Here is a 25,495-nt window from a genome sequence, read left to right as displayed (position 1 = left end):
GCACGCCGCCTGTGCCACCGCACACGCTGGTGCCCGCCTGACGACTACGCCGACCCGCCCTCGAAGGTCACCGGGATCTCCGCGTACGCATGGGCGCACGCGGGCAGCGGGCAGGTCTTCGGACTCGCGGGCACGTCCGCCGGTCTCCCGGCGGGCACCTACTGGCCGTCGCTTCCCGGACCCCGTACCTCGGGTCCAGTGCGTATGACGGCGGTCGTTCCCACTCACCGCTGCGGGGCAGTTCCGGATTCCCACCGGGTTCCCTCTTACGACGCGCCTGCCTGGCGGGCAGGGCGCACCAGCTGCACTCGCCACCTTATGGCGAGGTATGACCCGGTTACCACCTTCGGCGTCACGGAGGGCAAATCCCGTTCTGCTGAGGCCACTTGTACGAGGCGCGGGACGACTCCAACCGTCGCCCCGCGCCTCGTCCCACCGCAGCGCGGGTCCTTTGGCCCGGGCGGCACCCCGGGGTCCCTCAACCCCGGTCGTAGGTGTGGAACCCCCGGCCGGTCTTCCGGCCGAGCAGCCCGGCCTCGACCATCCGCTGCAGCAGCGGCGGCGGGGCGTACAGGGGTTCCTTGAACTCTTCGTACAGCGAGCGGGCGATGGAGGCCACGGTGTCCAGTCCGATCAGATCGGCGAGCCGGAGCGGTCCCATCGGGTGGGCGCAGCCCAGCTCCATGCCCTTGTCCACGTCGGCGGCGGTGGCGAAGCCGGACTCCGCCATCCGGACGGCGGACAGGAGGTAGGGGACGAGGAGGGCGTTGACGACGAAGCCGGCCCGGTCCTGAGAGCGGATCACGGTCTTGCCGAGCGCGTCGCGGGCGAACGTCTCCGCCGTCGTGGCCGCTTCGGTGCTGGTGTGCAGCGAGGTGACGATCTCCACCAGTGGCATGACCGGCACGGGGTTGAAGAAGTGCAGGCCGAGGACGCGGTCGGCCCGGCCGGTGGCCATGCCCAGACGCATCACCGGGAGGGAGGAGGTGTTGGTGGCCAGGATGGCCCCCGGGTCTTCGACGATCTTGTCGAGGGCGGTGAAGATCTCTGTCTTGACGTCCGGGTTCTCCACGACGGCTTCGACGACCAGGTGCCGGTCGGCGAGGTCGTCGAGGCTTGTGGTGAACACGAGCCGGGCCAGGGCGTCTTCGGCGGCCTCCCGGTCCGTCTTGCCGCGATGGACGGCGCGTCCCAGCGAGGCGGCGATGCGCTCGCGAGCTTTTCGAGCGGCGGCGGTGTCGACCTCGCACACGACGGTGTCGAGCCCGGCGCGGGCGCAGACCTCGGCGATGCCGGCGCCCATCTGACCGCCGCCGATGACGCCGACGCGCTGGATGCCCGTGGTCATGACTGCTCCGTTCCGTGCCGCACGAGGTGGCGGGTGTAGGCGTCGGTGGTGAAGAAGCCGGGCAGCTCTTGGCCGAGGGCGGTGCGGACGAAGATGTCGCGGGCCTCGTCCGCGTACGCCGCCGGCTTCTCCTTGGCCAGGGCGGCCGTCTCGTCGTCGAGCAGTCGCAGCACCGTGGCGCGGTCGAGGACGCGGTGCCGCAGCCACTGCCAGACCTGGGTCCGGGCGATCTCCGCGGTGGCGGCGTCTTCCATCAGCCCGTGCAGTGCGACCGCGCCGTGGCCGTGCAGCCAGGCGTCGAAGTAGCGCAGTGCGACCGCGATGTTGGTGCGGACGCCGTCCGGGGTGGGCGATCCGCTGATGCGGCGCACGGACAGCAGGTCGGTCGGGGTGACCTCCACGTCGTCACGGGTGCGCTCGATCTGGTGCGGCCGGTCGCCGAGGACACCGTCGAAGACCTCGCGGCAGAGGGGGACAAGTCCGGGGTGGGCAACCCAGGAGCCGTCGAAGCCGTCCTCGGCCTCGCGCTCCTTGTCCAGCCGGACCTTCGCAAGGGCTGCCTCGTTGGCCGCCGTGTCCCGGCTCGGGACATGGGCGGCCATGCCGCCGACGGCGTGGGCACCGCGCTTGTGGCAGGTGTGCACCAGCAGTTCGGTGTAGGCGCGCAGGAACGTGGCGGTCATGGTGACCTTGGCGCGGTCCGGCAGGAGGAAGTCGGTCCGGTGCCCGAAGGTCTTGATCAGGCTGAAGAGGTAGTCCCAGCGGCCCGCGTTGAGTCCGGCGCTGTGCTCGCGGAGTTCGTAGAGGATCTCCTCCATCTCGAAGGCGGCGGTGATCGTCTCGATGAGCACGGTGGCGCGGACGGTGCCGCGAGGGATGCCGAGGAGTTCCTGGGCGAGGACGAAGACGTCGTTCCACAGGCGGGCTTCGTACCGGTTCTCCAGCTTGGGCAGGTAGAAGTACGGGCCCGAGCCTGCGTCGATCTGCCGTTGGGCGCAGTGGAAGAAGTACAGGCCGAAGTCGACCAGGGAGGCCGGGGCCGGCCGGCCGTCGAGGTAGAGGTGTTCCTCGGTGAGGTGCCATCCGCGGGGCCGGACGACGATGGTCGCCAGGTCGCCGCCGAGCCGGTACCGCTTGCCCTCCGGTGTGGTGAAGTCGATCCTGCGCTCGACTGCATCGAGCAGGTTGAGCTGGCCGTCGATGACGTTGTCCCATGTGGGGGAGGTGGCGTCCTCGAAGTCGGCCATCCAGATCCTGGCACCGGAGTTGAGGGCGTTGACCGTCATCCGGCGGTCCGGAGGGCCGGTGATCTCCACCCGTCTGTCCGTCAGTCCCGGCGCAGGCGGTGCGACCCGCCAGTCGGGGTCGGTGCGGACAGCGGAGGTGACGAGGGGGAAGTCGAGCGGGGATCCGGAGGCCAGCCGGGCGGCCTGACGCCTGCGCTCCCTGAGGAGATCCAGACGGCGATCCGCGAAGGCGGCGACGAGCCGGCCGACGAACTCCAGGGCCTCCGGTGTGAGGATCTCCTGATGACGGTCCCGTGGTGCTGCCGCGCGGACCTGGACGCGGTGCGTCGGTGCATGGGTGGGCATAGGGGTCTCCTCGGTGGGAGCGGAGGGAGCGGTGGGAGCGGTGGGGGCCGGGCGAAGCGGAGTCGGCCGGCCCCCAAGCCTGTCTGTGGACTGCCTGGCACACGGAGGGCACGCAGGCGGCCAGAAGCGCTCTAGTGGAACTGCTCTTCCTCGGTGGAGCCGGTCAGCGCGGTGGTCGAGGAGGCGGGATTGACGGCGGTGGAGACCAGGTCGAAGTAGCCGGTGCCGACCTCGCGCTGGTGCTTCACCGCGGTGAAGCCGTGCTGCTGGGCGGCGAACTCGCGCTCCTGCAGGTCGACATAGGCGGTCATGCCGTGATCGGCGTAGCCGCGGGCAAGGTCGAACATGCCGTGGTTGAGGGAGTGGAAGCCGGCCAGGGTGATGAACTGGAAGCGGTAGCCCATCGCGCCCAACTCACGCTGGAACTTGGCGATCTGGTCGTCGTCCAGCGCGGCCTTCCAGTTGAAGGACGGCGAACAGTTGTAGGCCAGCAGCTGGTCCGGGTACTCGGCGTGGACGGCCTCGGCGAACTCCCGTGCCTGGGCGAGATCCGGGGTGCCGGTCTCCATCCACAGCAGGTCGGCGTACGGGGCGTAAGCGAGTCCGCGGGCGATGACCGGGGCCATGCCGTGGTGCACCCGGTAGAAGCCCTCCGCGGTGCGCTCGCCGGTGCAGAAGCGGGCGTCTCGCTCGTCGACGTCGCTGGTCAGCAGGTTCGCGGCCAGCGCGTCCGTACGGGCGACGATGACGGTCGGGACGTCGGCGATGTCCGCGGCGAGGCGGGCCGCGTTGAGAGTGCGGATGTGCTGCGCGGTGGGGACGAGGACCTTGCCGCCCAGGTGACCGCACTTCTTCTCCGAGGCCAGCTGGTCCTCGTAGTGGATGCCGGCCGCACCCGCCGCGATCATCGCCTTCGTCAGCTCGAAGGCGTTGAGCGGGCCGCCGAATCCCGCCTCCGCGTCCGCGACGATCGGGGCGAGCCAGTCGGTGGTGTCGCCGTCGTCCTCGGCGGTGGCGATCTGGTCGGCGCGCAGCAGCGCGTTGTTGATCCGGCGCACCACCTGCGGTACGGAGTTGGCCGGGTACAGGCTCTGGTCGGGGTAGGTGTGCCCGGCCTGGTTGGCGTCGGCGGCGACCTGCCAGCCGGAGAGGTAGATCGCCTGCAGCCCGGCCTTCACCTGCTGCACGGCCTGACCGCCGGTGAGCGCGCCCAGGGCGTGGACGTAGTCGCGCTCGTGCAGCTGCCGCCACAGCCGCTCGGCGCCGCGCCGGGCCAGCGTGTGCTCTTCGCGGACGCTGCCGGAGAGCCGCACCACGTCCTCGGCGCGGTAGGTGCGCTCCACGCCCTTCCAGCGCGGATCATCGGCCCACCGCCGCGCAAGCTCCCCCGCCGCCGTCGTCTGTGCCTGCGTCATGACCGTCTCCCGGTTCGCATGTCTGTCAAGGATGTGAAAGGCGACGTTCCCGCCTCTGGGATGCGGCCCGCCGTGCCCTCACTCGTGCGCGAGCAATGCGATACGTGGACGGAAGACCGACCGGAACTGCCGGGATCTCCGACATCAGGGCGTGAATCGTGCCCGGTCACCGGTCCGGTCGCCGTGGACTCCGGCGGGCCGCACAACGACTCTCGCAGTGGCACCGAGTGCCATCAACCGTGGCCTCGTGCCAACTTCTGCCAATCTTCGACGGCGCGATTGCCAAGGTTGCGAAGATCCACAGGCCCCTGCCGTCTCCTAGGATGCGGATGGCGGCGGAAGGAGGCCAGAGGTGAGCAAGACCTACGCAGGGGCGCGGCTGCGGCGGCTGCGCGAGGACCGGCGGATGAGTCAGGCTCAGCTGGCCCGCGTCCTGGCGATCTCCCCCAGTTACCTCAACCAGATGGAACACGACTCCAGGCCGCTGACCGTGCCCGTGCTGCTGCGGCTGACCGAGGCGTTCGGCGTCGATCCCGGCTTCTTCTCCGAGCGGGACACCAGCCGCCTCGTGGCCGACCTGCGCGAGGCCCTGGCCGACGAGGTCACCGACGCCCGCCTCTCCGCCTCCGACCTTTCCGAACTCGCCCACCGGCTGCCCGGCGTCGGCGAGGTGCTGCTCCGGCTGAGCCGCCGCAACCAGGAGCTGAGCGAGCAGCTCGCCCAGGCCGCCGACGGCCGCGGCGCGGGCACCGGCCCGGCCGCCGCCCGCACGCCGCACGAGGAGATCCGCGAGTTCTTCTACCGTCGTCGGAACTACCTGCACGACGCGGACACCTCCGCCGAGGAGCTGGCCCAGCGCATCGGCATCCGGCCCGGCGAAGTCCGCCAGGCACTCGCCGCCCGCCTCGCCGACCGGCATGGCGTACGCATCGCAATCGACGGAGACCGGCCGCACCACTACGACCCACAGACCCGCACACTGCACCTCTCACCCCGGCTGCGCCCCGGCCAGCAAGCCTTCCGCATGGCCACCCAACTGGCCCTGCTCGCCTACGGCGACGAACTCTCCCGGCAGGCCGGAGAGGACTTCGACGAGACCTCCCCGACCTGGAAACTGGCGCGGATCGGAGTCGCCAACTACTTCGCCGCCGCGCTGGTCCTCCCGTACCGCGACTTCCACGCCACCGCCGAGGAAGCGCGCTACGACATCGAGCGCCTCACCGACCGGTTCGGCCTCGGCCACGAGACCGTCTGCCACCGCCTCAGCACCCTCCAACGCCCCCGCCTGCGCGGTGTGCCGTTCTCCTTCGTCCGCGTCGACCGCGCCGGCAACATGTCCAAACGGCAGTCCGCCACCGGCTTCCACTTCTCCCGCGCCGGCGGCACCTGCCCGCTGTGGAACATCTACGAGGCGTTCGCCGCACCCGGCCGCATCCACGTCCAGATCGCCGCCATGCCCGACGGACAGCGATACCTGTGGACCGCCCGCACGGTCACCCGCAGCCGCGGCGGCTGGGGCGAACCCGGCAAGACATTCGCCATCGGCCTGGGCTGCGAGATCCGCCACGCTCACCGGCTCGTCTACTCCGACGGACTCGACCTGGCCAACGCCTCCGCCGCCACCCCGATCGGCATGGGCTGCCGGATCTGCGAACGCCTGGACTGCCCCCAGCGCGCCGTCCCTCCACTCGGACAGTCGCTCGCCGTCGACGAGAACACCAGCACCTTCATCCCGTACCCGGTGTCCGAAGCCGCGCCCCGCTGACCCGGCCTCCTGCCGGCCGGCGGAGCCCTCGACTTGCAGGACGCCTCGTCCCTTGCCGAAGCCTGGCGGGGGCACGCGCGGCCAGAAGGCGCGGCAACGGAGCGGGGTTCTGTCGCGGTCACCTCGTCCAGCGTCCGGCCTCGCCACTTCCCCACGTCCAGGTCCCGCGGGTCGGCTGCCGGGAGCGCGTCCAGCCCGAGAGCGGAAGCCGTTTCGCGGCAGCGCGGGGCCGGGGCGCACAGATACCGGTCGGCCATCGGCGGCGAGTTCACCGCGGCGCGTGCCTGCCGCAGTCCGCTGGAGTCCAGGGAACCCCCCTCGTCGAACCGCGGTTGCCTTACGGCCGGGTTCATCGCCGCGCTACGAGCATCACGCGCACCGTCATGGTCTTCTCGCCCTTCGGGCCCGTCGGCCGGTGTGCCGCGGGACCATACTGTTCAGGGCAGGGGGCGTGCGGGGTATGCCGTGCGCCGTAGTCACACCGGTCGGTTTGCGCTACGGTCGCGTGGACATGACGACGAGGGGCGGAAGCCGGTGAGAATCCGGCACGGTCGCGCCACTGTATATCCGGCCACTCCACGCCAACGCGCGGTGCGAGCACGGAAGTCAGACCCGCCCCGCGTCGTCCAGAACCCGAGGACCGGGACGCGTGTTTCCCCAGGAGGTTTCGCCATGGCGCAGTCCGCTGCCCCCGCAACCAGCTCTTCCGCCGTACCGGCAATCACCCCGATCTCCCTGAAGACCATTGCCCCCTGGGCAGTGTTCTTCGGCGTCCTGATGCTGGTCCTGCTCTACTTCGTCGGCGCCGAGCAGGGCGCCACCTCCCTCCTGTCCGGCTCGGGCGTACACGAGTGGGTCCACGACGGACGCCATCTGCTCGGCTTCCCCTGCCACTGACGACGGCGGGGAGAGACGTCTCGTGAATCCCGCTTCCGTACGGGCGTTGCTCGTACGCGGCATGCTCGCCGGCCTGGCCGCGGGGTTCCTCGCCCTGGCGGTGGCGTATCTGGTGGGCGAGCCCCACGTGGATGCGGCCATCGCCTTCGAGGAGGCCCACACCCACGAGCACGGCATGGAAGTGGTCAGCCGCACCCTGCAGTCCACCGCCGGGCTCGCAACCGGTGTTCTCGTCTACGGCGTGGCGCTGGGCGGCATCGTCGCCCTGGCGTTCTGCGTGGCGCTGGGCCGGATCGGCCGGTTCGGTCCCCGGGCCACCGCCGCCCTGGTGTCCACGGGCGCCCTGGTGGCCGTCTACGTCGTACCGTTCCTCAAGTACCCGGCCAACCCGCCGTCCGTCGGAGAGCCCGACACCATCGGCAAGCGGACCACGCTCTACTTCCTGATGATCGCGCTCAGCGTGCTGCTGAGCGTCGCCGCGATCATCCTCGGGAGGAGACTGGCCCCGCGCCTGGGCAACTGGTACGCAACCGTCGTGACTTCGGCCGCCTTCGTCCTCGCGGTGGGTCTGGCGTACGCGTTCCTGCCCGCGATCAACGAGGTGCCGCAGGACTTCCCGGCCACCGTGCTGTGGCAGTTCCGACTCGGGGCGCTCGCCATCCAGTGCAGCCTCTGGGCAGGCTTCGGCCTGCTCTTCGGCCATCTCGCCGAGCGGCTTCTGCTGCCCGGGGCAGATACGGAGCGGCCATCCGACGCCGGAGTCCAGGCCGCTCCGGCGAGTTGATCCGGCAAACGCCATGGCCCGTCGGTACGACGACCGGTGGGCCATGGCATCAGACGGCGCCTGGCCGCCAGTTCGTGGGTGCATGTTCGCCCCAGGACGAACAGGACGTTGCGGCTCAGGGCGCTTCCGCGACCGGTCGAGTGGACTACAGGTCGCCATCCTGATCACCTCTATGGGCCGTTGCCCGGGGAGCGCTCAAGACGCTTCCCATTGGACGGATCGCCCGCCGCAACCTGCGCCCGTCGGCTCAGGCGACAGGGGCACGAACGCGTTCTCTCTTGCTCGCCGGTCGGCCGTAGTTGTGCGGACGGGAGCGGCCGGAGCCGTACCAGACGTGGTTGGCCCGGCCGGTGGTGATCTCGCGGGCGCTGGGCGGGACGCGGCCGGATCCGCCTGTCCGGGGCAAGTTCCTGGCAAAGGCCCGCCGCGAAGCGGTTCCTGCGCTCCATGTTCTCGTACGGCTCGGCCTTCTCGACGGACCACTGCGGCACTACGAATATCGGCGGATCGCAGCTTTCGGTGTCTTCCACCCTTGCTCCCTCACTTCCGGAGGTCCGCCGCCCTCCGGGGAAGTCCATCGAGGGAACCTGGCCACGGACAGCGGCACGCAAGTGACCAACTCCGTATGAATCTTGCCCGGACGATGCTCACGTAAGGCGAATCTCAATTGACTCGACGTCACCCTAATGTGCTGGAGCCAATCCCACGCGGAAGTTTCGACCACATCGGGGAGTGGGGAGTTGAGAACGCGAACGCCCCGCTTGGCTCCGGCTGTTCACCCGTGCGTCTTCGTTCGGTTTCTCGACTTCACGGCCCACGGCGATCGTCTCGACGTGCTTCTCAGGCACTCGCAGGTCCCCTTTTCGAACTGCGGGAACTTCCCTGCGCGGCTGGCCACTTGTCGCTGTGGGTATGGCGGCGGTGCGGCTCTTGCGAAGCGGCGTGACAAGTGCAGCGTGAGGGCGTCGGCTCCCTCCTCGGAAGGGGGCTGGACTCGGTTGAGGTGATCCAGGGGCACGACGGCACGGAAGTCGAGCTGCTCGTTCCGCCATTGCCGTCTATCCGGGAGGCGCTCTGCTGGAGATCTTCGTGGACGCTCCTGCCTTGGAGTTCGCAGAGGACGCCGTCCGCGAGGTCATCGGCGAGCTACTGGAGCGCTCCGAACTCCTCGCCGAGTGGCGGGGGGAAAAGTGCGAGGTCGAACTCCATCCTCAGCTGACGCAGCAGAGCTTCGACGCCGCTGAGGGCCCGGATGCCCCACCCGCTGACCCCATGGAACGCACGGCCCGGCACGCCGAGGCGGCGTCAGCGACTGTGTCTGCCGGCCTCAGTGGAGCCGAGGTGGAGAAAAGGCGGTTCCAGATACGGCCACTGGCGCCTGGCTCGAAGCATTCGGGCTCGAATCCTTCGGCTACTGCGTTGATGACGAAGAAGGGCCCTAAGCTGAGCTGTGTCGCGGAGGAACTCGTCCTCAGGCTGCTCTTGGCCGAGGCCGAAGTGGCACTCGATACGTACGGACTCCTGGACGATGGGGTCAAGGCCGCTTGGGAGGCTTTCGTCCACGAGGTTTATGAGGATTCCGACCACGAATGGCAGTAGCAGCCGGCCCCCGACGGCATCGACGAGGATCCCGACCACGCCCACCTCGGTATCGCGCCCATGGGCGTCCAAGAGTGGTTCTCCTCCTTCAGCGAGCACGGGTACGTCCATCCGTATGCAGAGGTCCACCCGTATGCAGAGGAGGGTAGGGGTTTGCGGAGTGAGGACAGTGCGTAACCAACGTCTGCCCAATGGGCTGTGCCTGTTCCGCTGCGGCCTGCCAGTCCACGGAGTTGACGATGTGCGGCCGGGCGGTGGACCGGCGGCGACCGGCCTGCCACGTGCTGATCAGCCGTCTTGGGAGGATGCCCTCCTCAGGGTGTCAACGCCGGTTCGGCGTGGGCGTGTTATGGCAAGCAGGAGCAGGGCGGCGGCCTGTACGGCGGCGGTGACGGTGATCAGGGCGGGGATGGAGACCTCGTACAGTGTGCCGGCTAGTGCTCCGCCGGCTGCGGCTGCGGCGCCCATGATGGCGGCGAACAGGCCGTAGGCGGTGGCGCGTCGTCCGGGGGCGACCAGGTCGGCGACGGTGGCGCGGAGAGTGGATTCCTGTACGCCGGTGGCGGCGCCCCAGGCCAGGGCGCCGAGGACCGTCAGGGTGAGGGTGTTGGTGAAGGCCAGGGCGGGCACGGCGGCGGCCAGCAGCGGTAGCGCGATGAGCACTTTCGTGCCGTCGTGGTCGTAGGCCCAGCCGGTGGCCAGCGCGGCGAGTGCGGCGGCGGCCATTGCGGCGGCGTAGACCAGCGGTACGGCGGCCGGGGTCAGCAGGTGCCGTGTGACCAGGTGGAAGGAGAGTACGCCGAAGGTGGCGAAGCCGGTGAGGGTGGCGGCGGTGAACGTCGCGTAGATCCAGTACGCCCTCGGCAGGCGGGCGCGGCGTGCCTTCGGGACGTGAGCGGCAGTGGGTGGCTCCGGGGTGGGGGTGCCGAGCGGGGTGGTCTCGTAGGCGGTGGGGTCGGGCACCCGCCACCGCAGCCATACCACCAGGCCCAGGACGAGGACGCCGGGCGCCGCGAGCACGCCGAGTGCCGGGCCGTAGTGGTTGCCGGTGGTCGCGAGCACGGCGGCCACGACGAGTGGACCGATCACCGCGCCGATCTGGTCCATGGCCTCGTGGGCGGCGAACCCTCGGCCGCGTCCGGTGGCGGCGGTGACGTGGGAGAGCAGGCTGTCCTTGGCCGGCGAACGCACCGCCTTGCCCACCCGTTCGGCCAGCACCAGGGCGCAGGCCACCCACAGCACCGACGCCAGGCCCAGTACCGGTACGGCCGTCACGGTCAGGGCGTATCCGGCGATCGTCCAGGCCCAGAACCGGCGGGTGCGGTCGGCCAGTGGGCCGGAGGCCAGCCGCAGGACCAAGGCGGCGGCTTCGCCGATGCCGGTGATCACCCCGATGACGGTGGCGGTCGCGCCGAGGTGGGCGAGCAGCGGGCCGGTGATGGAGCGGGCGCCTTCGTAGACGAAGTCCGCCAGCAGGCTGACGGTTCCGAAAGCCAACACGAACCGCCACGGCCGCATCCCGGGCGCCGTCACAGCGTTCCCGGCGGGCCGGGCGGCACCTCGGGGTGTTCTGCTGGTCGTCATCGCGGCCCTTCTTCCTGCCTGGGTGCGTGTCGGTGCCGGTAGTAGGTGTTGTTGGGCGCGCTTGCCTTCGGTGCCGCCGGCTGGCTGCGGCGCCGGGCCGGAGAACCACCCGGCGCCCCAGGTCTCTGCCCCGCGCCGTCCGTTCAAGGATGTGCGCGGGAACGTATCGGTGTTCGCTCGGTGTCCGCGAGGAGCGGCGCAAGTCCGTTGCCGGTTGGGGCGCAGCCCCACAGTGTCTGGGCGAAGGCCCCGCCGATGAAAGCCGCTCCCAGTCCGGCGACCACGCTGGCCGCGGCGAAGAAGCCGGCGCCGGCCTCGGCGAGGCGCAGGGTCTCGTAGGAGAAGGTCGAGTAGGTGGTCAGGGCACCGCACATGCCGGTGCCGACCAGCAGTTGGGTGTGCGGGGAGGCGGCGCCGGCAGTGGCCGCGCCGGTGAGCAGCCCGAGGATCAGGCTGCCGACGACGTTAACGGTGAAGGTGCCCCAGGGGAAGACGGTGTCGTGCCGGGACTGTACGGCGCGGTCGGTGAGGTAGCGCAGCGGGGCGCCGGCCATGGCGCCGGCCATGACGAGCAGCCAGTTCACTGTGCTTCCTTGCCCTTGCTCTTGTCCTTGTGCTTGCCCTTGTCCTTGTTGCGTCCGACGTAGCGGATGACTTCGCAGTCGTCGAGGATGACCAGCCCCTCGTGGACTATCTCGTCGAGTTGGGGGAGGAAGGCGCGGATGCGTTCTTCGGTGTCGACGATGGTGATCGCCACGGGCAGGTCTTCGCTGAGGGAGAGGAGCCGGGCGGTGTGAGTGAGGGAGGAGGCGCCGTAGCGATGAAGTTGGTCAGGTGTAGTGCGGTGCCGGTCAGTCTCATCGCTGACTCCGCTTCCGCCACCGGCGCGTCCTCCGGCTTCATCTCGGCCAGCACCTCGGCGACCGTCTCCCGTGCGATCCGTCACCTCACCGCTCCAGACTGCCCCGGGCGTGATCCAGGCGGCCGTTCAACTCGGCTAGCTCGGCCTCAAGTTCCTCCACCCGCCCGCACCCGGGCAGTCGCCTCGTGGGCCTCCAGTTCCTCGAACAACGAGCCCATCCGACACCTCTTCTCCACTGCCGCGGTAAAGACGAGCCGCCCCGATCAGAGCGCCCTTCAGGTAAGGCCGCCGCCTGCGATACTCCGGAATTTTCCCGTCAAGGGTGACGTCGACTGACGGCCTGTCATCTCATCTGTCAGCGCAGGGCGACCGCCGCGCCCGTTCGTTCGGTGGCGATCCTGACGGCGAAGCCCGCCAGCGCGGTGCCCATCACATAGCGGTGCAGGCGCTGCCAGAGCGGGTGTCGGGCGAAGAACCCGGCGACGGAGCCGGCCGTCACGATGAAGAACGCGTTGCCGGCGACCCCCACCGCGATCTGGGTCAGCCCCAACAGCAGCCCCTGCAGCCCGACATGGCCGCGCGCCGGGTCGACGAACTGCGGCAGCAGCGAGATGTAGAGGATGGCCACCTTGGGATTGAGCAGGCAGGTGAGGAAGCCCGTCAGGAAGAGCTTGCGGGCTCCGTCCGGCGTCAGCTCCTGGGGCGCAACAACGGATCGGCCGTCCGGCCGGACGGCCTTCCAGGCCAGCCAGAGCAGGTAGCCCGCTCCGGCCAGTTTGATCGTCAGGTAGATCTCCGGCACCAGCGCAAAGACGGTGGCGATTCCGGCGGACGCCGCGCAGAGGTAGACCAGGAAGCCGAGGAAGACCCCGGCCAGCGAGATCAGCCCCGCACGGCGCCCCTGGGTGATCGAGCGGGAGACCAGGTAGATCATGTTCGGCCCCGGCGTCAGCACCATGCCGAGCTCCACCAGCGCGATCCCCGCTATTGCTCCCGGCCCGATCACAGCACAACCTCCGTACGCACGTTCGCCCAGACGCAACCTAGCAGCCCACGGTCATGTGCGGCTCAGTGTGCCGAGCCGAGACAGTTGCCCCTCACACAGTGGACAGTGGAAGACATAGCCATGGGAACGCCGGCTGCGAGCAGGAGGTGCCCATGTCCGTTTGTTCCGCGGCTTGTTGAGGAGGCCGTGGGGATGGGACCGTCGTGGCTTGTGTCGGACGTTGTGTGGGGCTGGGGTGTGGGGCTGGGGTATGGGGTATGGGGACCGGTTGTACCAGGTGCTGCGAATCGATTCGCAACGTGCCCGGGAACTGGAATGGTCGCGGGTGGTCAGCGGCGGCTCGCACCGCCAGGCTCGTCACGGCGGCTCCGGGGGCGGCCGCACCACCGGCCCCCGCAGCTGTTCGTGACTGCGGCTACGACTTCGACAAGTACCACTGCGTGCTGGGGAAGCGGGGCATCAAGCCGGTGATCTGATCACCTACCGACGCGCGCGTCCGAACGTTGCGTCAGCTCCTCTGAACCGTCCGAGGCTCGGAACGGTCTTCGCGCTCAATCGCCGCCGCAGCCCCCTCCACAGCCGTGTCCCCCGCAGCCATGCCCGTGCCCTCCGCAGCTATGACTGCTTCCGCTTCCGCAGCCGTCCCCGCCACTGCCCCCGCCGCCAAAGCTGTCGGGCCTGCCGTCGCGCTGCCCTGGCTTCCAGGCGTTCGACTTGCCGTGCGTCCTCGGGCCGCCCGGGCGCCGTGCTGTTCGCCGCGCCTGGTCGGCACGTTGCTGCTGGCGTAGGCGCGCTTCCCACTGCTTGTCCCGCTCGCGTTTTTCCTGCTCCTCCTTGCGGATCCTTTCGCGCCGGGCGGCGTCCCGGGCCGCACCGTCGGCCGGCTGCCACGGGCCGAGGCCGTGGCGGCGTCGCGGCAGCAGCGGGGCGACCGTGACGCCGGCATAGGTGCGTTCCGATGCTTGGTACGCGTTGCGCTTGATGACGGCGTACTCCAGGGCGACCTCGGCGCCTTCCCAGGGCGCGCCGTACAGGACCGCCTCGAAGGGTTCGCTGCGGGGGTCAATGTCGTAGTGCCCTTCGTCAGGCCGGTAGGTGGAGCTGGTGCCCACAAGGCGCGCCGTGCGGTCGGTGTCCCGGTCCTTGGGGAAGTACGCGATCAGGGGCCGCCCCGAGGTGGTGCGGGCGTCCGGATACAGCCAGTGGTAACCGTCCGGCGCGATCCGTACGCCCACCATCAGAGCCGGCTGGGGCTCCTCGTGCAGGCGGCGCGCCGCCCGGAAGGCGACGTGGCCACGCCCGTACACGGTGGTGCCGGGGACGAGGAACAGCAGGGCGGCGATCTGCTGCCCGACGGCGTCGTATGGTGCGCGGTCCGGTGCCGTCAGGCCCTCGACGAGGCCGTCAATGAGGATGGCGCCCGCGATGAGGCAGAGGGCGAGCCCGAAGTAGACCTGTCGGTACCCGCGGTAGTCGTCCGTCTCGGGCGCCCCGTCCGGGAGTTCGTGGCGGCGCCGACCGGCCGCGGCGAGCGCCAGCGCCCGCTGCCTGCGACGAGCCCGAAGGCGCAGGCACGCACCGGTCAATGCCCAGGCGGAGACAGCCAGGGCCAGGATGTATCCGCTTGTGGCCAGGCGGTTGTCGGTCTCGGGTGAGGCCAGTGACACGGCCGCGTCCACCGCGACCACAACCGCGGCCGGCACGGTCGGGATCGGCAGATAGCGATACCACCACGGCAGTGCGGGCAGCAGGACCGCCGCGGGATATCCGAGCCAGTCGGTGCCGCCGGGCGCGGGCCCGCCACCGCTCCACCGCGAGGCCGAGAACCCACAGGTCAGGACGTACGACACGGCGACCAGGACGAGCAGGACCCAACTGCCTGCGACTGGGGCGAAGACCGCCGGGAGGCGAGCTTTCCACCAGCGCTCGGCATCGGCGCCAGACCAGGACCTAACGCCACCCTCAGGCAGTGCCCCGGGGGGCAGACGCTTGACGTAGTCACTCACAACGCACTCGCACTCCTTCCGCAGCACGCCGGACAGTTGAGGTTGCGCACTGCTGCCTCGCCGACTTCGGACGGAGCATGGTCTTGGGCTGAGGGCGGTCATCACCAGACCTCCAGGCAAGTGCCGTCCCGGCGCAGCAACGTCCCAACGCCGGTGAAGGAGAGCCGCGGCCTGGTCGAGCAGCTCCCCCGAAGGGCGTGCCCGCCCGAGGATCCATAGGTTAGGAGCAGCCGATGAAATCGCCGTGAAGCAGCGAAGAGCCTGACTGGCGCGATGATGCCTTGGCCGGCAGTGGGGTTCGTATGGTTCCCGGCATGGATTCGTTGCTCACGGCCCTCCGCGAGCATCTGCCTGGGCGCGAATGACCGGTACTCGTACCCATACGCGGCACGCCACCGCTTCGCGAGAAGCTTGCCAGCCCATTGGCCGGCCAAGGCAAAGGGAGGCCAGCCAAAGGCAAAGGCAAGGAGAGCGCTCTCCTTGCCACTCTCAACGTATAGCGCACTGGGGGGCTTGCCGCAAGGCCCGGGGCATGGCGCAGAATCGTCGGCCGATGCCACAACAGGCGGGGATGGGGGCACGACGTGCGTGTGTTGTTGTCGACGTATGGGGGACGTGGTGACGTCGAACCAGTGGTGGGACTGGCAGTGCGGTTGCGGGGGCTCGGAGCGGAGGTGTGGGGGCGCGCCGACCGGGAGAGCGGAGCGGCCGGCCGACTCGTCGATGGAAAGGCAGCCGGAGATGCAGCCGGAGATGAGGACGTGCCCGACGAGAGATTCGGCAGATCTGAAGGCGCTGGTGATTCGATCTGCCACCGCAGTGCAACGGCGGAGAACAGCTGCAGTGCAGCGGCGGAGCACGGCTGCGTCGGAGGGATCGTGATGACTGGGATGGATGACTGAGATGATTGAGCAGTACGTCTTGGATCTTCGAGAGATCGACGAGATGCAGGTCGCGGTCGTTGGCGGCAAGGGCGCACACCTGGGCGAGCTGTCGCGGATCGAAGGCATCCGCGTGCCACGGGGCTTTTGCGTGACGACGGGCGCCTTCCGGCGGATCATGACGGAAGCGCCGGCGATCGACGATCAGCTCGATCAGTTGTCGCGCCTGACTCGCTGTGACACAGAGGGGGACGACCGGGAGGCGATCCGCACGCTCAGCGCGCGCATTCGCCGGATCATCGAAGGGATTGCCATCCCGGGCGATCTCGCGTCGGCGATCACCCGCGCGGTCGTCCAACTCGGCGAGCACACCGCCTATGCCGTCCGATCCAGCGCGACGGCGGAGGACCTGCCGACGGCCTCCTTCGCCGGCCAGCAGGACACGTACCTGAACGTCGTGGGGCCGGCGGCGATCCTCCATCACGTCCGCCGGTGCTGGGCCTCGCTGTTCACCGAACGGGCCGTGACCTACCGTCAGCGGAACGGCATCGACCACCGTACGGTCCACATGGCCGTGGCCGTGCAGCAGATGGTCTTCCCGCACGCGTCCGGCATCCTCTTCACGGCCGACCCCGTCACGGGCAACCGGAAGGTCGCCACCGTGGACGCCGGCTTCGGCCTCGGCGAGGCCCTGGTCTCCGGCCTGGTGAACCCGGATGTCTTCAAGGTGCGAGACGGCGAAGTCATCGCCAGGACAGTCGCCGCAAAACAGCGTGCCGTTCTTGCCTCGCCGGCCGGGGGTACGCAGGAAGTGACCATCGACCCGCAGCGGCAGCAGCAGCCGGCGCTGACGGACGCACAGGTCGTGCGACTCGTGCAGCTCGGGCGGCGGATCGAAGCCCACTTCGGCCGCCCGCAGGACATCGAATGGTGTCTGGACGATGAGGACTTCCAGATCGTTCAGAGCCGGCCGATCACCACGCTGTTCCCCATCCCCGAGGCCGGGGACCAGGAGAATCACGTCTACCTCTCCGTCGGCCACCAGCAGATGATGACCGACCCCATGAAGCCCCTGGGGATCTCCGTCTGGCAGCTGACGGCCATGGTGCCGATGCACGAGGCCGGCGGAAGGCTGTTTGTCGACGTCACCCGACGCCTGGCCTCGCCCGAGAGCCGAGCCGCCCTCCTGGACGTCGTGGGGAGAGGCGACCCGCTGATCAGGGACGCTCTGGAGACCGTTCTCGACCGCGACGACTTCGTCCCGTCGCTCCCGAACACCGGCCCCGCCGGACCGCTGGTCACCGGCGCGTCCGCCCCGATCGAGACCGATCCGGCCCTCGTCGCCGAACTGATCGAGCGCAGCCGGGCGTCCATCGCCGCCCTGGAGCGCGACATCCGGACGAAGACCGGACCGGCGCTCTTCGACTTCCTGCTGGAGGCCTTCGAGGAGCACAAGCGAGTCCTCAGTGATCCGCTGAGCCTGCAGGCGATCATGGCGGGGATCGAGGCCACGTGGTGGCTCAACGACAAGCTGCAGGAGTGGCTGGGCGAGAAGAACGCGGCGGACACGCTCACGCTGTCCGCCCCGGACAATGTCACGTCGGAGATGGGACTGGCGCTGCTCGACGTCGCGGACGTGATCCGCCCGCGGTCGGAGGTGGTGGCCTTCCTGCAGGGCGTCGATGGCATCGAGGACGCAGCCTTCCTGGACGAGCTGGCGAAGCTCGCGGGCGGGACCGAAGCGCGCGCCGCCATCGAGACCTACCTCGACCGCTACGGCATGCGCTGCGTCGGCGAGATCGACATCACGAGACCGCGTTGGCGCGAGCGCCCCACCACGCTCGTGCCCGTGATCCTCGACAACGTCCGGAACTTCGAACCGGGCGCCGCCGAGCGGCGCTTCGAGCAAGGGCGGCGGAAGGCGCAGCAGAAGGAACAGGACGTGCTAGCACGCTTGCGGGCCCTGCCGGACGGGGAGCAGAAGGCCGACGAGGCCAAGCGGATGATCGACCGGGTCCGAACCTTCATCGGGTACCGGGAATACCCGAAGTACGGCATCATCAGCCGCTACTTCGTCTACAAGCAGGCGCTGTTGGAGGAGGCCGAGCGCCTCGTACAGGCAGGCGTGCTTGCCGAGAAGGAGGACATCTACTACCTCACATTCCAGGAACTCCACGACGTCGTGCGCTCGAACCAAGTGGACGACCAACTCATCCAGCAGCGCAAGGACGCCTTCCAGTCGCACCAGGCGCTCACGCCGCCCCGGGTGCTCACCTCGGATGGCGAGGCCGTCACCGGGACGTACCGGCGCGACGGCGTGCCGGCCGACGCCCTGGTCGGCCTGCCGGTTTCCACCGGGACCATCGAGGGAAGGGCCCGCGTCATCCTCGACATGGCCGATGCCGACCTCGAAGCGGGCGACATCCTGGTCACGACCTTCACCGACCCCAGCTGGTCGCCGCTGTTCGTCGGCATCGCGGGTCTGGTGACGGAGGTGGGCGGCCTGATGACCCATGGCGCAGTGATCGCCCGGGAGTACGGCTTGCCGGCCGTCGTGGGCGTCGAGCAGGCCACCCGACTGATCCAGGACGGGCAGCGGATCCGCGTCCACGGAACCGACGGGTATGTCAAGATCCTGCCCTGACCGACCGCGCCGAGAAGCCTCATCAAAGCCCCATCGCCCCCACCCGATCCGGGTGACACCGGTCGCGCAGGACAGAACGTAGGCGGCGGATCTGCACCTCGTCGAATGAGTCTGGCGGATCTGGTCATCTTGGAGCATAAGGCGTGGTCAGCGGCCTGGAGGGGGCGGGCAGCCGGGTGCCTGGTGCCGTAATATCCCGTGGGAACGACCATGCATATGACAGGACGCGAACGCGGCTGGCGCCTGGTGCCTGGTGCCTGGCCGATGAGCCGGTACGCGCCGGCCGAGGTGTTCGCGCGGCAGGGGGACCCCGGTGAGTGATGTACAGGTAGATACGGCGAAGGTGCGCGGCACCGGCGAGGACATGAAGGCGCTGTCGAGCGACACCCAGCGGCGGATGCGGCACGCGCTGGACAGTACTGACGATGTCTACCGCGACCACATGTTCTGGGAGTGCGGAAACCACCTGTTGGTGTGCCGGGACACCTGGGTGGACCACATGGTCGGACTTGCCAAGAAGATGGGGGACTTGGGGGAACGATTGCAGGACTCCGCCGACAGTTATGACGCCGCCGACCAGGAAGCGGTCTCACGGCTGAGGGCCGCCATGACGGACCTGGGGAGGCACTGACCGTGGTCACGTACGCGGAACTGATCAGTGCCCACCCCCAGAAGTGGAAGGACGCCGCGGACGACTGGGCGGCGCTGGCCAAGTACGCCTTGAATGCCGCACACGATGTGCGCGAGCAGGGCGCCAAGCCCCTCGCCGACAACTGGGCCGACGAAGTCGGCGCGGCGGCGGCCGACGACTTCGTGGAGCTGGCGAACCAGTTGGAGTCGGCGTACGACCTGCTGCTCAGCGTCAAGATGGTCATGGAGGGCATGCACACCAGCCTGGAACTGGCGATGAGCACCGCCCGCCAGCTCACCGACATCGCCCGCCTCCACGACCTCCCGCTCGACGACGACGGGGTACCGCTGGAATGTCCCGGCCCGAACGCGGGCGAGGACAAGCAGCAGGCATACTCCGAAGTCGTCGCCCTGCGCGAGCAAGCCCTTCGGCAGGCGACCGAGGCGGACCAGCGGACGAAGGGCGAGTTGTCGCGTCTGACGGCTGCGGTCGGGATCGATGACCCGGAGAAGGCGCTCAAGGAGCAGAACGCCGCGTCTCATGTCGAGATGGACATGCTCGCCGCGGACATCCCTCCGCAGGACACCAACCCGGCAGCCGTACGTGCCTGGTGGGACGGGCTGAGTGAGAAGCAGCAGTACGACCTGATGCGGGCCGAGCCGGTGAGACTCGCGCAGCTCGACGGAATTCCGGAGAACACCAAACGCGAGATGCGCGGCACGGACGGTAAATTCGACCGGGTCAAGATGGTGGAATACGCGCTGGACAACTGGAACAAGGAGGACCCGGTCCAGTTCGACAACAACTGCACCAACTTCGTCTCCCAGGCGCTAGATCACGCCGGTATGCAGAAGAAGCTCGATCCGTGGGAGGGTGCCCGCGGCGACGACACCTGGGGGCATGAGAGCGGCATCGGCATCGACTGGTGGGACACCAGCATGTACTACTCCAAGTCCTGGGCCGGCGCCGAGAACCAACAGAACTTCATGCTCAAGCACGGCGGGGAGGAAGTCCCGCCTTCCCAGGCACGGCCCGGCGACATCATCTACTACGAGCAACAGGGCCCCAACGACCATATCGAGCACGGCAATACGCATCACGCCGCCGTGGTCACGGCCGTCATGCCGGACGGCGAAATCAAGTACACCCAGCACCAGGACTCATACCAGAACGTAAGCCTGCAGGGCCGACTGCCGGCAACGGAAAAGGCCGAGGGCCAGCAGCACATCCGCATCGTCCGCCCGCACCCGGATTGGTACTGACAGGCAGATGACCGAAACCGTGACACAGCCCGGCGCGGGGCCGCACCGACCCGCGCGGTCCTGGCGGGTCCGAGCGCTCGCGGTACCGCTGCTCTCGCTGGCTGCCATCGGCTGTCTGATCACCACAGTTGCGCTGTCCACCGCCCACGTCCACCACCAGTCGGCTGCCTGTCGCTACATGGCGGTGCCGTGGACGCACTTCGCGTCCGCCTACGCAGCCCTGCTCGCAGCCGCCTCGGCACTCCTCGTACACCTCGTGCTCTCCCGCGCCGCGCGACGCGACGGGCTCCAGCCCACCTCCGGCTGGCAGAGCTGGCTCCCCACACTCTTCGTCGTCATCGCCGGCTTGATGCTTCCCCTGACGGCCGTGATCATCGCCCTGACCCACAAAGACGCGGCAGAAACAGCCAGACACCTCGGACAGCCACTGTGTGAAGGGTAGGGCCTGTGAGGACATCAGACGAACGAAGTCCCAGCGCCCATCGCCGCGAAGGCAGCATCCACTCTGTCGATCGTGCGGAGACCACCGTCGCACATTGATCCGAAACGGTTGGTGTTCTGACTTGCCGTCAGGGTGAGTGTGCCCTGCCTCGGTGGCCGCCGCTCTTTACGTTGCGGTCTTGGTCGGGGCGGGGGCGCTGCTTACCGGGGAGGGCGCGGTGGGTTTGCTGCGGACCGCAAGTCGCGACAGGAACGCTGCTGCGAATCCGACAGCACCCAGCATGAGGGTGATCACCATGAAGCCGTGCATCGCTGCCGCGTGTCCGCCGTTCGGAGCAAGGTCCAGATACACGGTGCCGAAGAGCGCGACGCCCAGTACGCCGCCCACTTGAAGGGTCGTGTTGAACAGCCCGCTCATGTCTGGCGCGTGCTTGTCCTCCACCGTGCTGGTCAGATGGGTGAGGGTGCTGCTGAACGCGGCTCCGTACCCCAGTCCGCCGAGGCCGAGGAGGGTCGTCAGGAGTACGCCGCTGGTCGTGCCGGCCCACGCCCCCGTGCCGATGCCGGCGAGGGCGAGAGCGAGCAGCAGGGTGCCGAGGGGGGCCACCCGGTGCTTGATGGCGGCGGGCATGCGGTCGAGCAGCGGGCCTGAGACGCCGAAGGCAGCCACCCAGGACACCAGGACAAGGCCCAAGTAGGTGGCGCTCTTGTGGAGTCCTGCTTGCAGGTACTGCGCCAGCACGAAAAGCAGAGCGAAGTACGTGGCTCGGGTGGTGGCCTGAGAGATCAGGGCGTACACCACCGGCTTGCGTGTGAGAAGAGACAGGGTGATCAGTGGTTGCCCGCCTCGTCGGCCCACACGGCGCTCAATCCCGACGAACCATGCGAAGGCGAGCAGGCTCGCGGCGAAGCACACCCACGTCCACGCGGGCCATCCCGCATCACGGCCCAGCACCATGGGGAGTACGAGCAGCAGCAGCGCCGCGGACAGGACGGCCACACCCGCCAGATCCATACGCTGCGTGCCGCGCTGTCCGTCTGCCGGAAGGAAGCGCCGGCCGACGACGATCAGGCAGAGTCCAATGGGAACGTTGATCAGGAAGATCGGACGCCAGGCGGTCCCGAACAGATCCGCCGATATCAGAACACCGCCGATGACCTGGCCGAACACCGCACTGCCCGACAGCACCGCCGTGTACAACCCCAGGACCCGACTGCGTGCAGGTCCCTGGAAGTTGAGCTGGATGCCGGTCAGCACCTGCGAAGTGAGCAGCGCGGCACCGGCGCCCTGCACTACCCGGGCGACCACCAGGAGGACAGGCGTAGGCGCCAGGCCACACGCCAGCGATGCGAGGGTGAAGATCGCGAGACCGAGCTGGAACATCCGCCGGTAGCCTCGCGCACCGCCCAGCCGCGCGCTGGTGATGAGCAGCACGGCGTAAGTGAGGGTGTAGCCGGAGACGATCAGCTCCAGTTCGGCGCCGGAGGCGTGCAGATGGAGCTGGATCGAGGGGGTGGCGATGTTGACGATGGCGATGTCCACGTTGCCTAGGAACATTCCGTGGCGGCGGTAGAAGACCATCTCCCGGCGATGCCCCTCCACCAGCGCGGCCACCGCTGGGATCCGCAACACCATCAATATGAGTACTTCTACCCATGGCCAGCGACGACAGCGATGGCAGGATGACTTCGTGACTGAGCAGGAACACAATCCCCAAGTCCCTACACGAGCCGCCCCCGCCCGTCGGGCCGTAGAGAGTGTGATGAAGGCCGTCCTACTCGTAGCAGCCGTTGCCGGAGGGCTCCTGCTGCTCTACATGGCCCTCATGATCGGCCCCTACGTCCTGTCCAATTGATCCAGGCACCAGCCGCCTCCGCACCCGCCTTGGGGGGGGGCGGACGGCACGGTGGGTGATTCGGGCCGGTTCTGGCGCGGGGTTCCAGCGTCTAGGCCCCGGCCGATAACGCAATCTTCGTGCGGAAAGCGTGTAAGTGGTGGTGTAGGTGGGAGTCAGCACCATCGCTGCAAACATAGTGCGCTACGGGGAGCTGCGATCATAGTTCGCTATGGGGATCGGACTCGCGCTCGCGTACATAGCCGTTGGCATCGTCGTGCTCACCGACTGCGGAGGCTTCATCCGGCGCCGGTGCGCCCAGGTACAGCGCAAGGCGGCTGAGCGACACCGCGACATGCTGTGGCGAAACGGCCGTATGGAAACACCGTATGTGCCGACACCCAGCGCCCGGCCGGGTTGCCTGCGCGCCATGGGAGCACCGCTCGTGGTTCTGGGCTGCCTGCTGCTGGTGTTGAAACTTGCGTAAGCCAGAGATGTCGCTGGGTGCTGCCCTACGCGTCGCCCACCGCCGGCTTCCCCGGCGGTCGCGCCGGCCCCGGTAACCTCTCGCAGGAGGCCGGGGCTGGGCATCTGGGTACCTCGCTATCCCCCAGCGAGCGGCCGAGACAGCCGCCGGGATTCTTGCGCTGAGCATCAACTGACCGACAGCGAGGCGCTGGAGATGCTGGCGGATTCAGTCGTCGCAGTGGCGTTCCCTGTCTGCAGGCCCGACTTGGGCCTGCGCAAGCAGTGAGCGTCCAAGGAGCAGCCGGTCGGGCGATCACGGGTGAGACGAAGAGCGCTTGTCACGGCCGAGGCCGACGATCCGTGTATCCCCGCTGTCGAGCTCGAGCTCAACCGGACGGCGTGACCGAGGACCACACGCCCTTCCATTGTTCGGCACCCCATGCCTCGAACCGCTCTACCTCGGTGAACCCCAGCTTCGCCGCGAGGCGCATCGAGCGGTCGTTGGCGGTCTGGGTGCAGAGCACCACCGGCTCGCCGGGAAGCGCGTCGGCGAACCAGTCGAGCGCCGCCGCGCACGCCTCGGCGGCGTACCCGCGTCCCCACGCCTCCGGCAGGAACAAGTAGCCGAGTTCGGCCTCCGCGGCATCCGGACGGACACGGCTCCGACGCTCCGCGTCGCGCCGGTTGAGCTCGACGGTGCCGATCATCTCTCCGTCGAGCTCGATGACGAAAAGGCCGGGGCGCCTCTCGGGTGTCTCAGGCAACGCACGCTCGCACTCATCACGCGGTCGAGGGCCGCCTATGTAAGCGCCCACCTCCGGCGAGGTGAACAACTCGATGAACGCCGCACGGTCCCGGGCCTCGGACTCGCGGAGCACGAGCCGCTCGGTCCTGATCGGGGCAGGTGGCCAGGCAACGGGCCCAAGCTGAGTCATGGCGGGCAACCTATCGCACGCCGATCGGGCAGGAGCCTCGGACGACCGACAGCGGTAGCAGCTTCTGATCCGTTGGCCAGATTGGGTGCTGTGACCGCGTAGGTTCGCCGGGTTGGCGGTCGTGGCGGTCGTGGCAGTTGGATGTGCGGTGACGTCCGATCCGACTGCTACAGGCACGGTGGCCGAGCCTGTCCGTCTGTGCAGACAGCATCGGCCGTGAGGCGTTACGCGGTCTGCTCGCCCGCCGCGGTGTCACCTTCCAGCGCACCAAGATATGACGTACCACCGCGCCCCCGGGGTGCGCTACTTTCACGGCTGCTAATCGGTCGGCGACGACCGCCTGTGGGGTGTCAGCCGCCGAAAAGGGTGCCGGTCCGGTGCCGCGAACACCCTGGCTGCGCTGAGGTCGATCCGCGCTGCCCGGCCCGATGGCGAACCCGAACCCGATCGAGGCTCACTTCGGGTGGCTGAGGCAGTTCACCATCGCCAACTCCAACCAGCCCAACCAACCCGTATAGACCCGGGGTTGCACGCCTGCCTGCGCTGGCGCAATGCCCACGCCCGCCACCGCGAGGTCCTGGCCGCGCCGAGCGCACGGAACGCGCCGCCCGCATCCGCAGCGAGAAAGGCATCCGCTGGGACGGACGCCCCCTCAAAGTCGTCGCCTGACTACCAGCCCGACGAACCCATGCCGCCACAGCACCAGCACCAGCACCAGTCGGCAGTCGGCAGTCGGCAGTCGGCAGTCGGCAGTCGGCAGTGATGAAAGTGCCGGACGTGTGATCGGTCCCGGTGCCGGATGGAGCCTCAACGCCGGGCGTGGCGGATCTTCAATCGTCCGAATCCCATGGTCCCAGAGATTCGGATCGTAGGCCCGCCGGGGCGGGAACGCCGAGGGGCCTGGTAGCGCAGGTCCTTCCACCCAGCGAGCAAACCCTCGACGTCAACGACCGCGTCCCGAGGCACCGTGATTCTGGCCCCGCCGGTTCCGAGTTGCAGCTCGATGTCGACGACCGGATGCTCGATGATCGCCCGGGACAGATCCAGGCGCACCCTTCCGTATGCGGACCCGACCTTGAGAATCCGAGGTACCCGCCATGCGCCGCGCCGCTGGATCCGTCCGCCGGCGACGGCGATCGTTGACGTGGTGCCCGGGTGCTCCTCAGGGAGTGAGGACAGAGCCGACACGAGCTCACTGTGCGCCTTGGCGGTGAACACCTGGTGGAGGCGTTCGTCCAACTCCTCGTGCGAGATGAGCCCTTCGGTGTACGCCTCTTGCAGGCGCTGCACGGCCGCATCGCGGTCGTCTTCGCCGATCAACGGCGGCGAGTCTTCCGGTAAGGGGGTCACTGTTTCACCCTACTGCCGTGCTGGCGATGCGAACGCGCCATGGTCCGCAGCGGGCAAGGCATCCGATGGAAAGGGCGACCGCTCGTCATCATGGCCTTGATCATCCAACCCGGTGCTCTCCTATGCGGTCAAAGCACAACATGTCGGTGTCCGTCAGCTGGACCATCGACTTCGGCGACCGCCCCGGCCC

The 25,495-nt window shown here is 68.8% G+C and carries 18 protein-coding genes, 3 pseudogenes and 1 riboswitch; of the genes and pseudogenes, 9 read left to right on the top strand and 12 right to left on the bottom strand.

Annotated features, from left to right (window positions below; translation table 11 throughout):
- Nucleotides 1–92 precede the first annotated feature (92 nt).
- Nucleotides 93–318, bottom strand: a riboswitch (cobalamin riboswitch).
- A gap of 160 nt (nt 319–478) precedes the next feature.
- The 3 genes from ACRAS8_RS35105 to aceA all read right to left on the bottom strand — a co-directional run bounded on the left by ACRAS8_RS35105 (nt 479) and on the right by aceA (nt 4,355).
- Nucleotides 479–1,348, bottom strand: coding sequence for a 3-hydroxybutyryl-CoA dehydrogenase (locus tag ACRAS8_RS35105; RefSeq protein WP_438490078.1), 870 nt, complete (start codon nt 1,346–1,348; stop codon nt 479–481).
- Nucleotides 1,345–2,940, bottom strand: a complete 1,596-nt coding sequence (gene aceB, locus ACRAS8_RS35100) for a malate synthase A (protein WP_438490077.1) — start codon at nt 2,938–2,940, stop codon at nt 1,345–1,347. Before aceB ends, ACRAS8_RS35105 begins: the two co-directional genes overlap by 4 nt.
- Before the next feature lie 131 nt (nt 2,941–3,071).
- The gene (aceA, locus tag ACRAS8_RS35095; RefSeq protein ID WP_438490076.1) at nt 3,072–4,355 is read right to left on the bottom strand and encodes an isocitrate lyase; all 1,284 of its coding nucleotides are present in this window, start codon (nt 4,353–4,355) and stop codon (nt 3,072–3,074) included.
- 352 nt (nt 4,356–4,707) lie between these two features.
- Between aceA and ACRAS8_RS35090 the strand changes: the two genes are divergently transcribed.
- Complete coding sequence (locus ACRAS8_RS35090; protein ID WP_438490075.1) at nt 4,708–6,120, top strand: short-chain fatty acyl-CoA regulator family protein; 1,413 nt, start codon at nt 4,708–4,710, stop codon at nt 6,118–6,120.
- Nucleotides 6,121–6,203: 83 nt separating this feature from the next.
- Here the strand turns inward: ACRAS8_RS35090 and ACRAS8_RS35085 are convergent.
- Nucleotides 6,204–6,473, bottom strand: a pseudogene (locus ACRAS8_RS35085) (histidine phosphatase family protein); the annotation flags it as partial.
- A 319-nt stretch (nt 6,474–6,792) separates the two neighbouring features.
- Here ACRAS8_RS35085 and ACRAS8_RS35080 point away from each other — a divergent pair.
- From ACRAS8_RS35080 to ACRAS8_RS35070, 3 genes are all read left to right on the top strand, one after another.
- Nucleotides 6,793–7,017, top strand: a complete 225-nt coding sequence (locus ACRAS8_RS35080) for a CbtB domain-containing protein (protein WP_438490074.1) — start codon at nt 6,793–6,795, stop codon at nt 7,015–7,017.
- Nucleotides 7,018–7,039: 22 nt separating this feature from the next.
- Nucleotides 7,040–7,801, top strand: coding sequence for a CbtA family protein (locus tag ACRAS8_RS35075; RefSeq protein WP_438490073.1), 762 nt, complete (start codon nt 7,040–7,042; stop codon nt 7,799–7,801).
- 1,089 nt (nt 7,802–8,890) lie between these two features.
- Nucleotides 8,891–9,400, top strand: coding sequence for a hypothetical protein (locus ACRAS8_RS35070; protein ID WP_438490072.1), 510 nt, complete (start codon nt 8,891–8,893; stop codon nt 9,398–9,400).
- Between the two features lie 288 nt (nt 9,401–9,688).
- On the opposite strand, the gene ACRAS8_RS35065 is transcribed toward ACRAS8_RS35070, so the two are convergent.
- The 5 genes and pseudogenes from ACRAS8_RS35065 to ACRAS8_RS35045 all read right to left on the bottom strand — a co-directional run bounded on the left by ACRAS8_RS35065 (nt 9,689) and on the right by ACRAS8_RS35045 (nt 14,858).
- Nucleotides 9,689–10,984, bottom strand: coding sequence for an MFS transporter (locus tag ACRAS8_RS35065; protein WP_438490071.1), 1,296 nt, complete (start codon nt 10,982–10,984; stop codon nt 9,689–9,691).
- A gap of 224 nt (nt 10,985–11,208) precedes the next feature.
- Nucleotides 11,209–11,568 (bottom strand): annotated as a pseudogene (gene crcB / locus ACRAS8_RS35060) (fluoride efflux transporter CrcB); the annotation flags it as partial.
- Nucleotides 11,565–11,801, bottom strand: a pseudogene (locus ACRAS8_RS35055) (DUF190 domain-containing protein); the annotation flags it as partial. The pseudogenes crcB and ACRAS8_RS35055, both read right to left, overlap by 4 nt.
- Nucleotides 11,802–12,201: 400 nt before the next feature.
- Nucleotides 12,202–12,804 (bottom strand): LysE family translocator, encoded by a 603-nt coding sequence (locus ACRAS8_RS35050; protein WP_438490070.1) that lies wholly within the window; start codon nt 12,802–12,804, stop codon nt 12,202–12,204.
- 599 nt (nt 12,805–13,403) lie between these two features.
- Nucleotides 13,404–14,858 carry a hypothetical protein gene (locus ACRAS8_RS35045; RefSeq protein WP_438490069.1) on the bottom strand — a complete coding sequence of 485 codons (1,455 nt, stop codon included), beginning with the start codon at nt 14,856–14,858 and terminating at the stop codon, nt 13,404–13,406.
- Between the two features lie 903 nt (nt 14,859–15,761).
- On the opposite strand from ACRAS8_RS35045, the gene rph reads away from it, so the two are divergent.
- The 4 genes from rph (at nt 15,762) to ACRAS8_RS35025 (ending at nt 20,718) form a co-directional block, all read left to right on the top strand.
- A complete protein-coding gene (rph, locus tag ACRAS8_RS35040) occupies nt 15,762–18,383 on the top strand; it encodes a rifamycin-inactivating phosphotransferase (protein WP_438490068.1) in 2,622 nt (873 codons plus the stop codon).
- 313 nt (nt 18,384–18,696) lie between these two features.
- Nucleotides 18,697–19,014, top strand: coding sequence for a hypothetical protein (locus ACRAS8_RS35035; RefSeq protein WP_438490067.1), 318 nt, complete (start codon nt 18,697–18,699; stop codon nt 19,012–19,014).
- Between the two features lie 2 nt (nt 19,015–19,016).
- Entirely contained in the window at nt 19,017–20,276 is a 1,260-nt protein-coding gene (locus tag ACRAS8_RS35030) for an amidase domain-containing protein (RefSeq protein ID WP_438490066.1), read from the top strand.
- 7 nt (nt 20,277–20,283) lie between these two features.
- Nucleotides 20,284–20,718 carry a hypothetical protein gene (locus ACRAS8_RS35025; protein ID WP_438490065.1) on the top strand — a complete coding sequence of 145 codons (435 nt, stop codon included), beginning with the start codon at nt 20,284–20,286 and terminating at the stop codon, nt 20,716–20,718.
- 165 nt (nt 20,719–20,883) lie between these two features.
- Here the strand turns inward: ACRAS8_RS35025 and ACRAS8_RS35020 are convergent, their stop codons facing one another.
- Entirely contained in the window at nt 20,884–22,353 is a 1,470-nt protein-coding gene (locus tag ACRAS8_RS35020) for an MFS transporter (RefSeq protein ID WP_438490064.1), read from the bottom strand.
- 431 nt (nt 22,354–22,784) lie between these two features.
- Here ACRAS8_RS35020 and ACRAS8_RS35015 point away from each other — a divergent pair, with 431 nt between their 5' ends.
- A complete protein-coding gene (locus tag ACRAS8_RS35015; protein ID WP_438490063.1) occupies nt 22,785–23,039 on the top strand; it encodes a hypothetical protein in 255 nt (84 codons plus the stop codon).
- A 367-nt stretch (nt 23,040–23,406) separates the two neighbouring features.
- On the opposite strand, the gene ACRAS8_RS35010 is transcribed toward ACRAS8_RS35015, so the two are convergent.
- Both ACRAS8_RS35010 and ACRAS8_RS35005 read right to left on the bottom strand, forming a co-directional pair.
- A complete protein-coding gene (locus ACRAS8_RS35010; RefSeq protein WP_438490062.1) occupies nt 23,407–23,955 on the bottom strand; it encodes a GNAT family N-acetyltransferase in 549 nt (182 codons plus the stop codon).
- Between the two features lie 807 nt (nt 23,956–24,762).
- Nucleotides 24,763–25,305, bottom strand: coding sequence for a DUF1707 SHOCT-like domain-containing protein (locus tag ACRAS8_RS35005; protein WP_438490061.1), 543 nt, complete (start codon nt 25,303–25,305; stop codon nt 24,763–24,765).
- Between the last annotated feature and the right edge of the window lie 190 nt (nt 25,306–25,495).

This window comes from Streptomyces sp. S186 (genome assembly GCF_051603415.1).
Taxonomy (GTDB): Bacteria; Actinomycetota; Actinomycetes; order Streptomycetales; family Streptomycetaceae; genus Streptomyces.
This window is presented reverse-complemented; position numbering and strand designations above follow the sequence as displayed.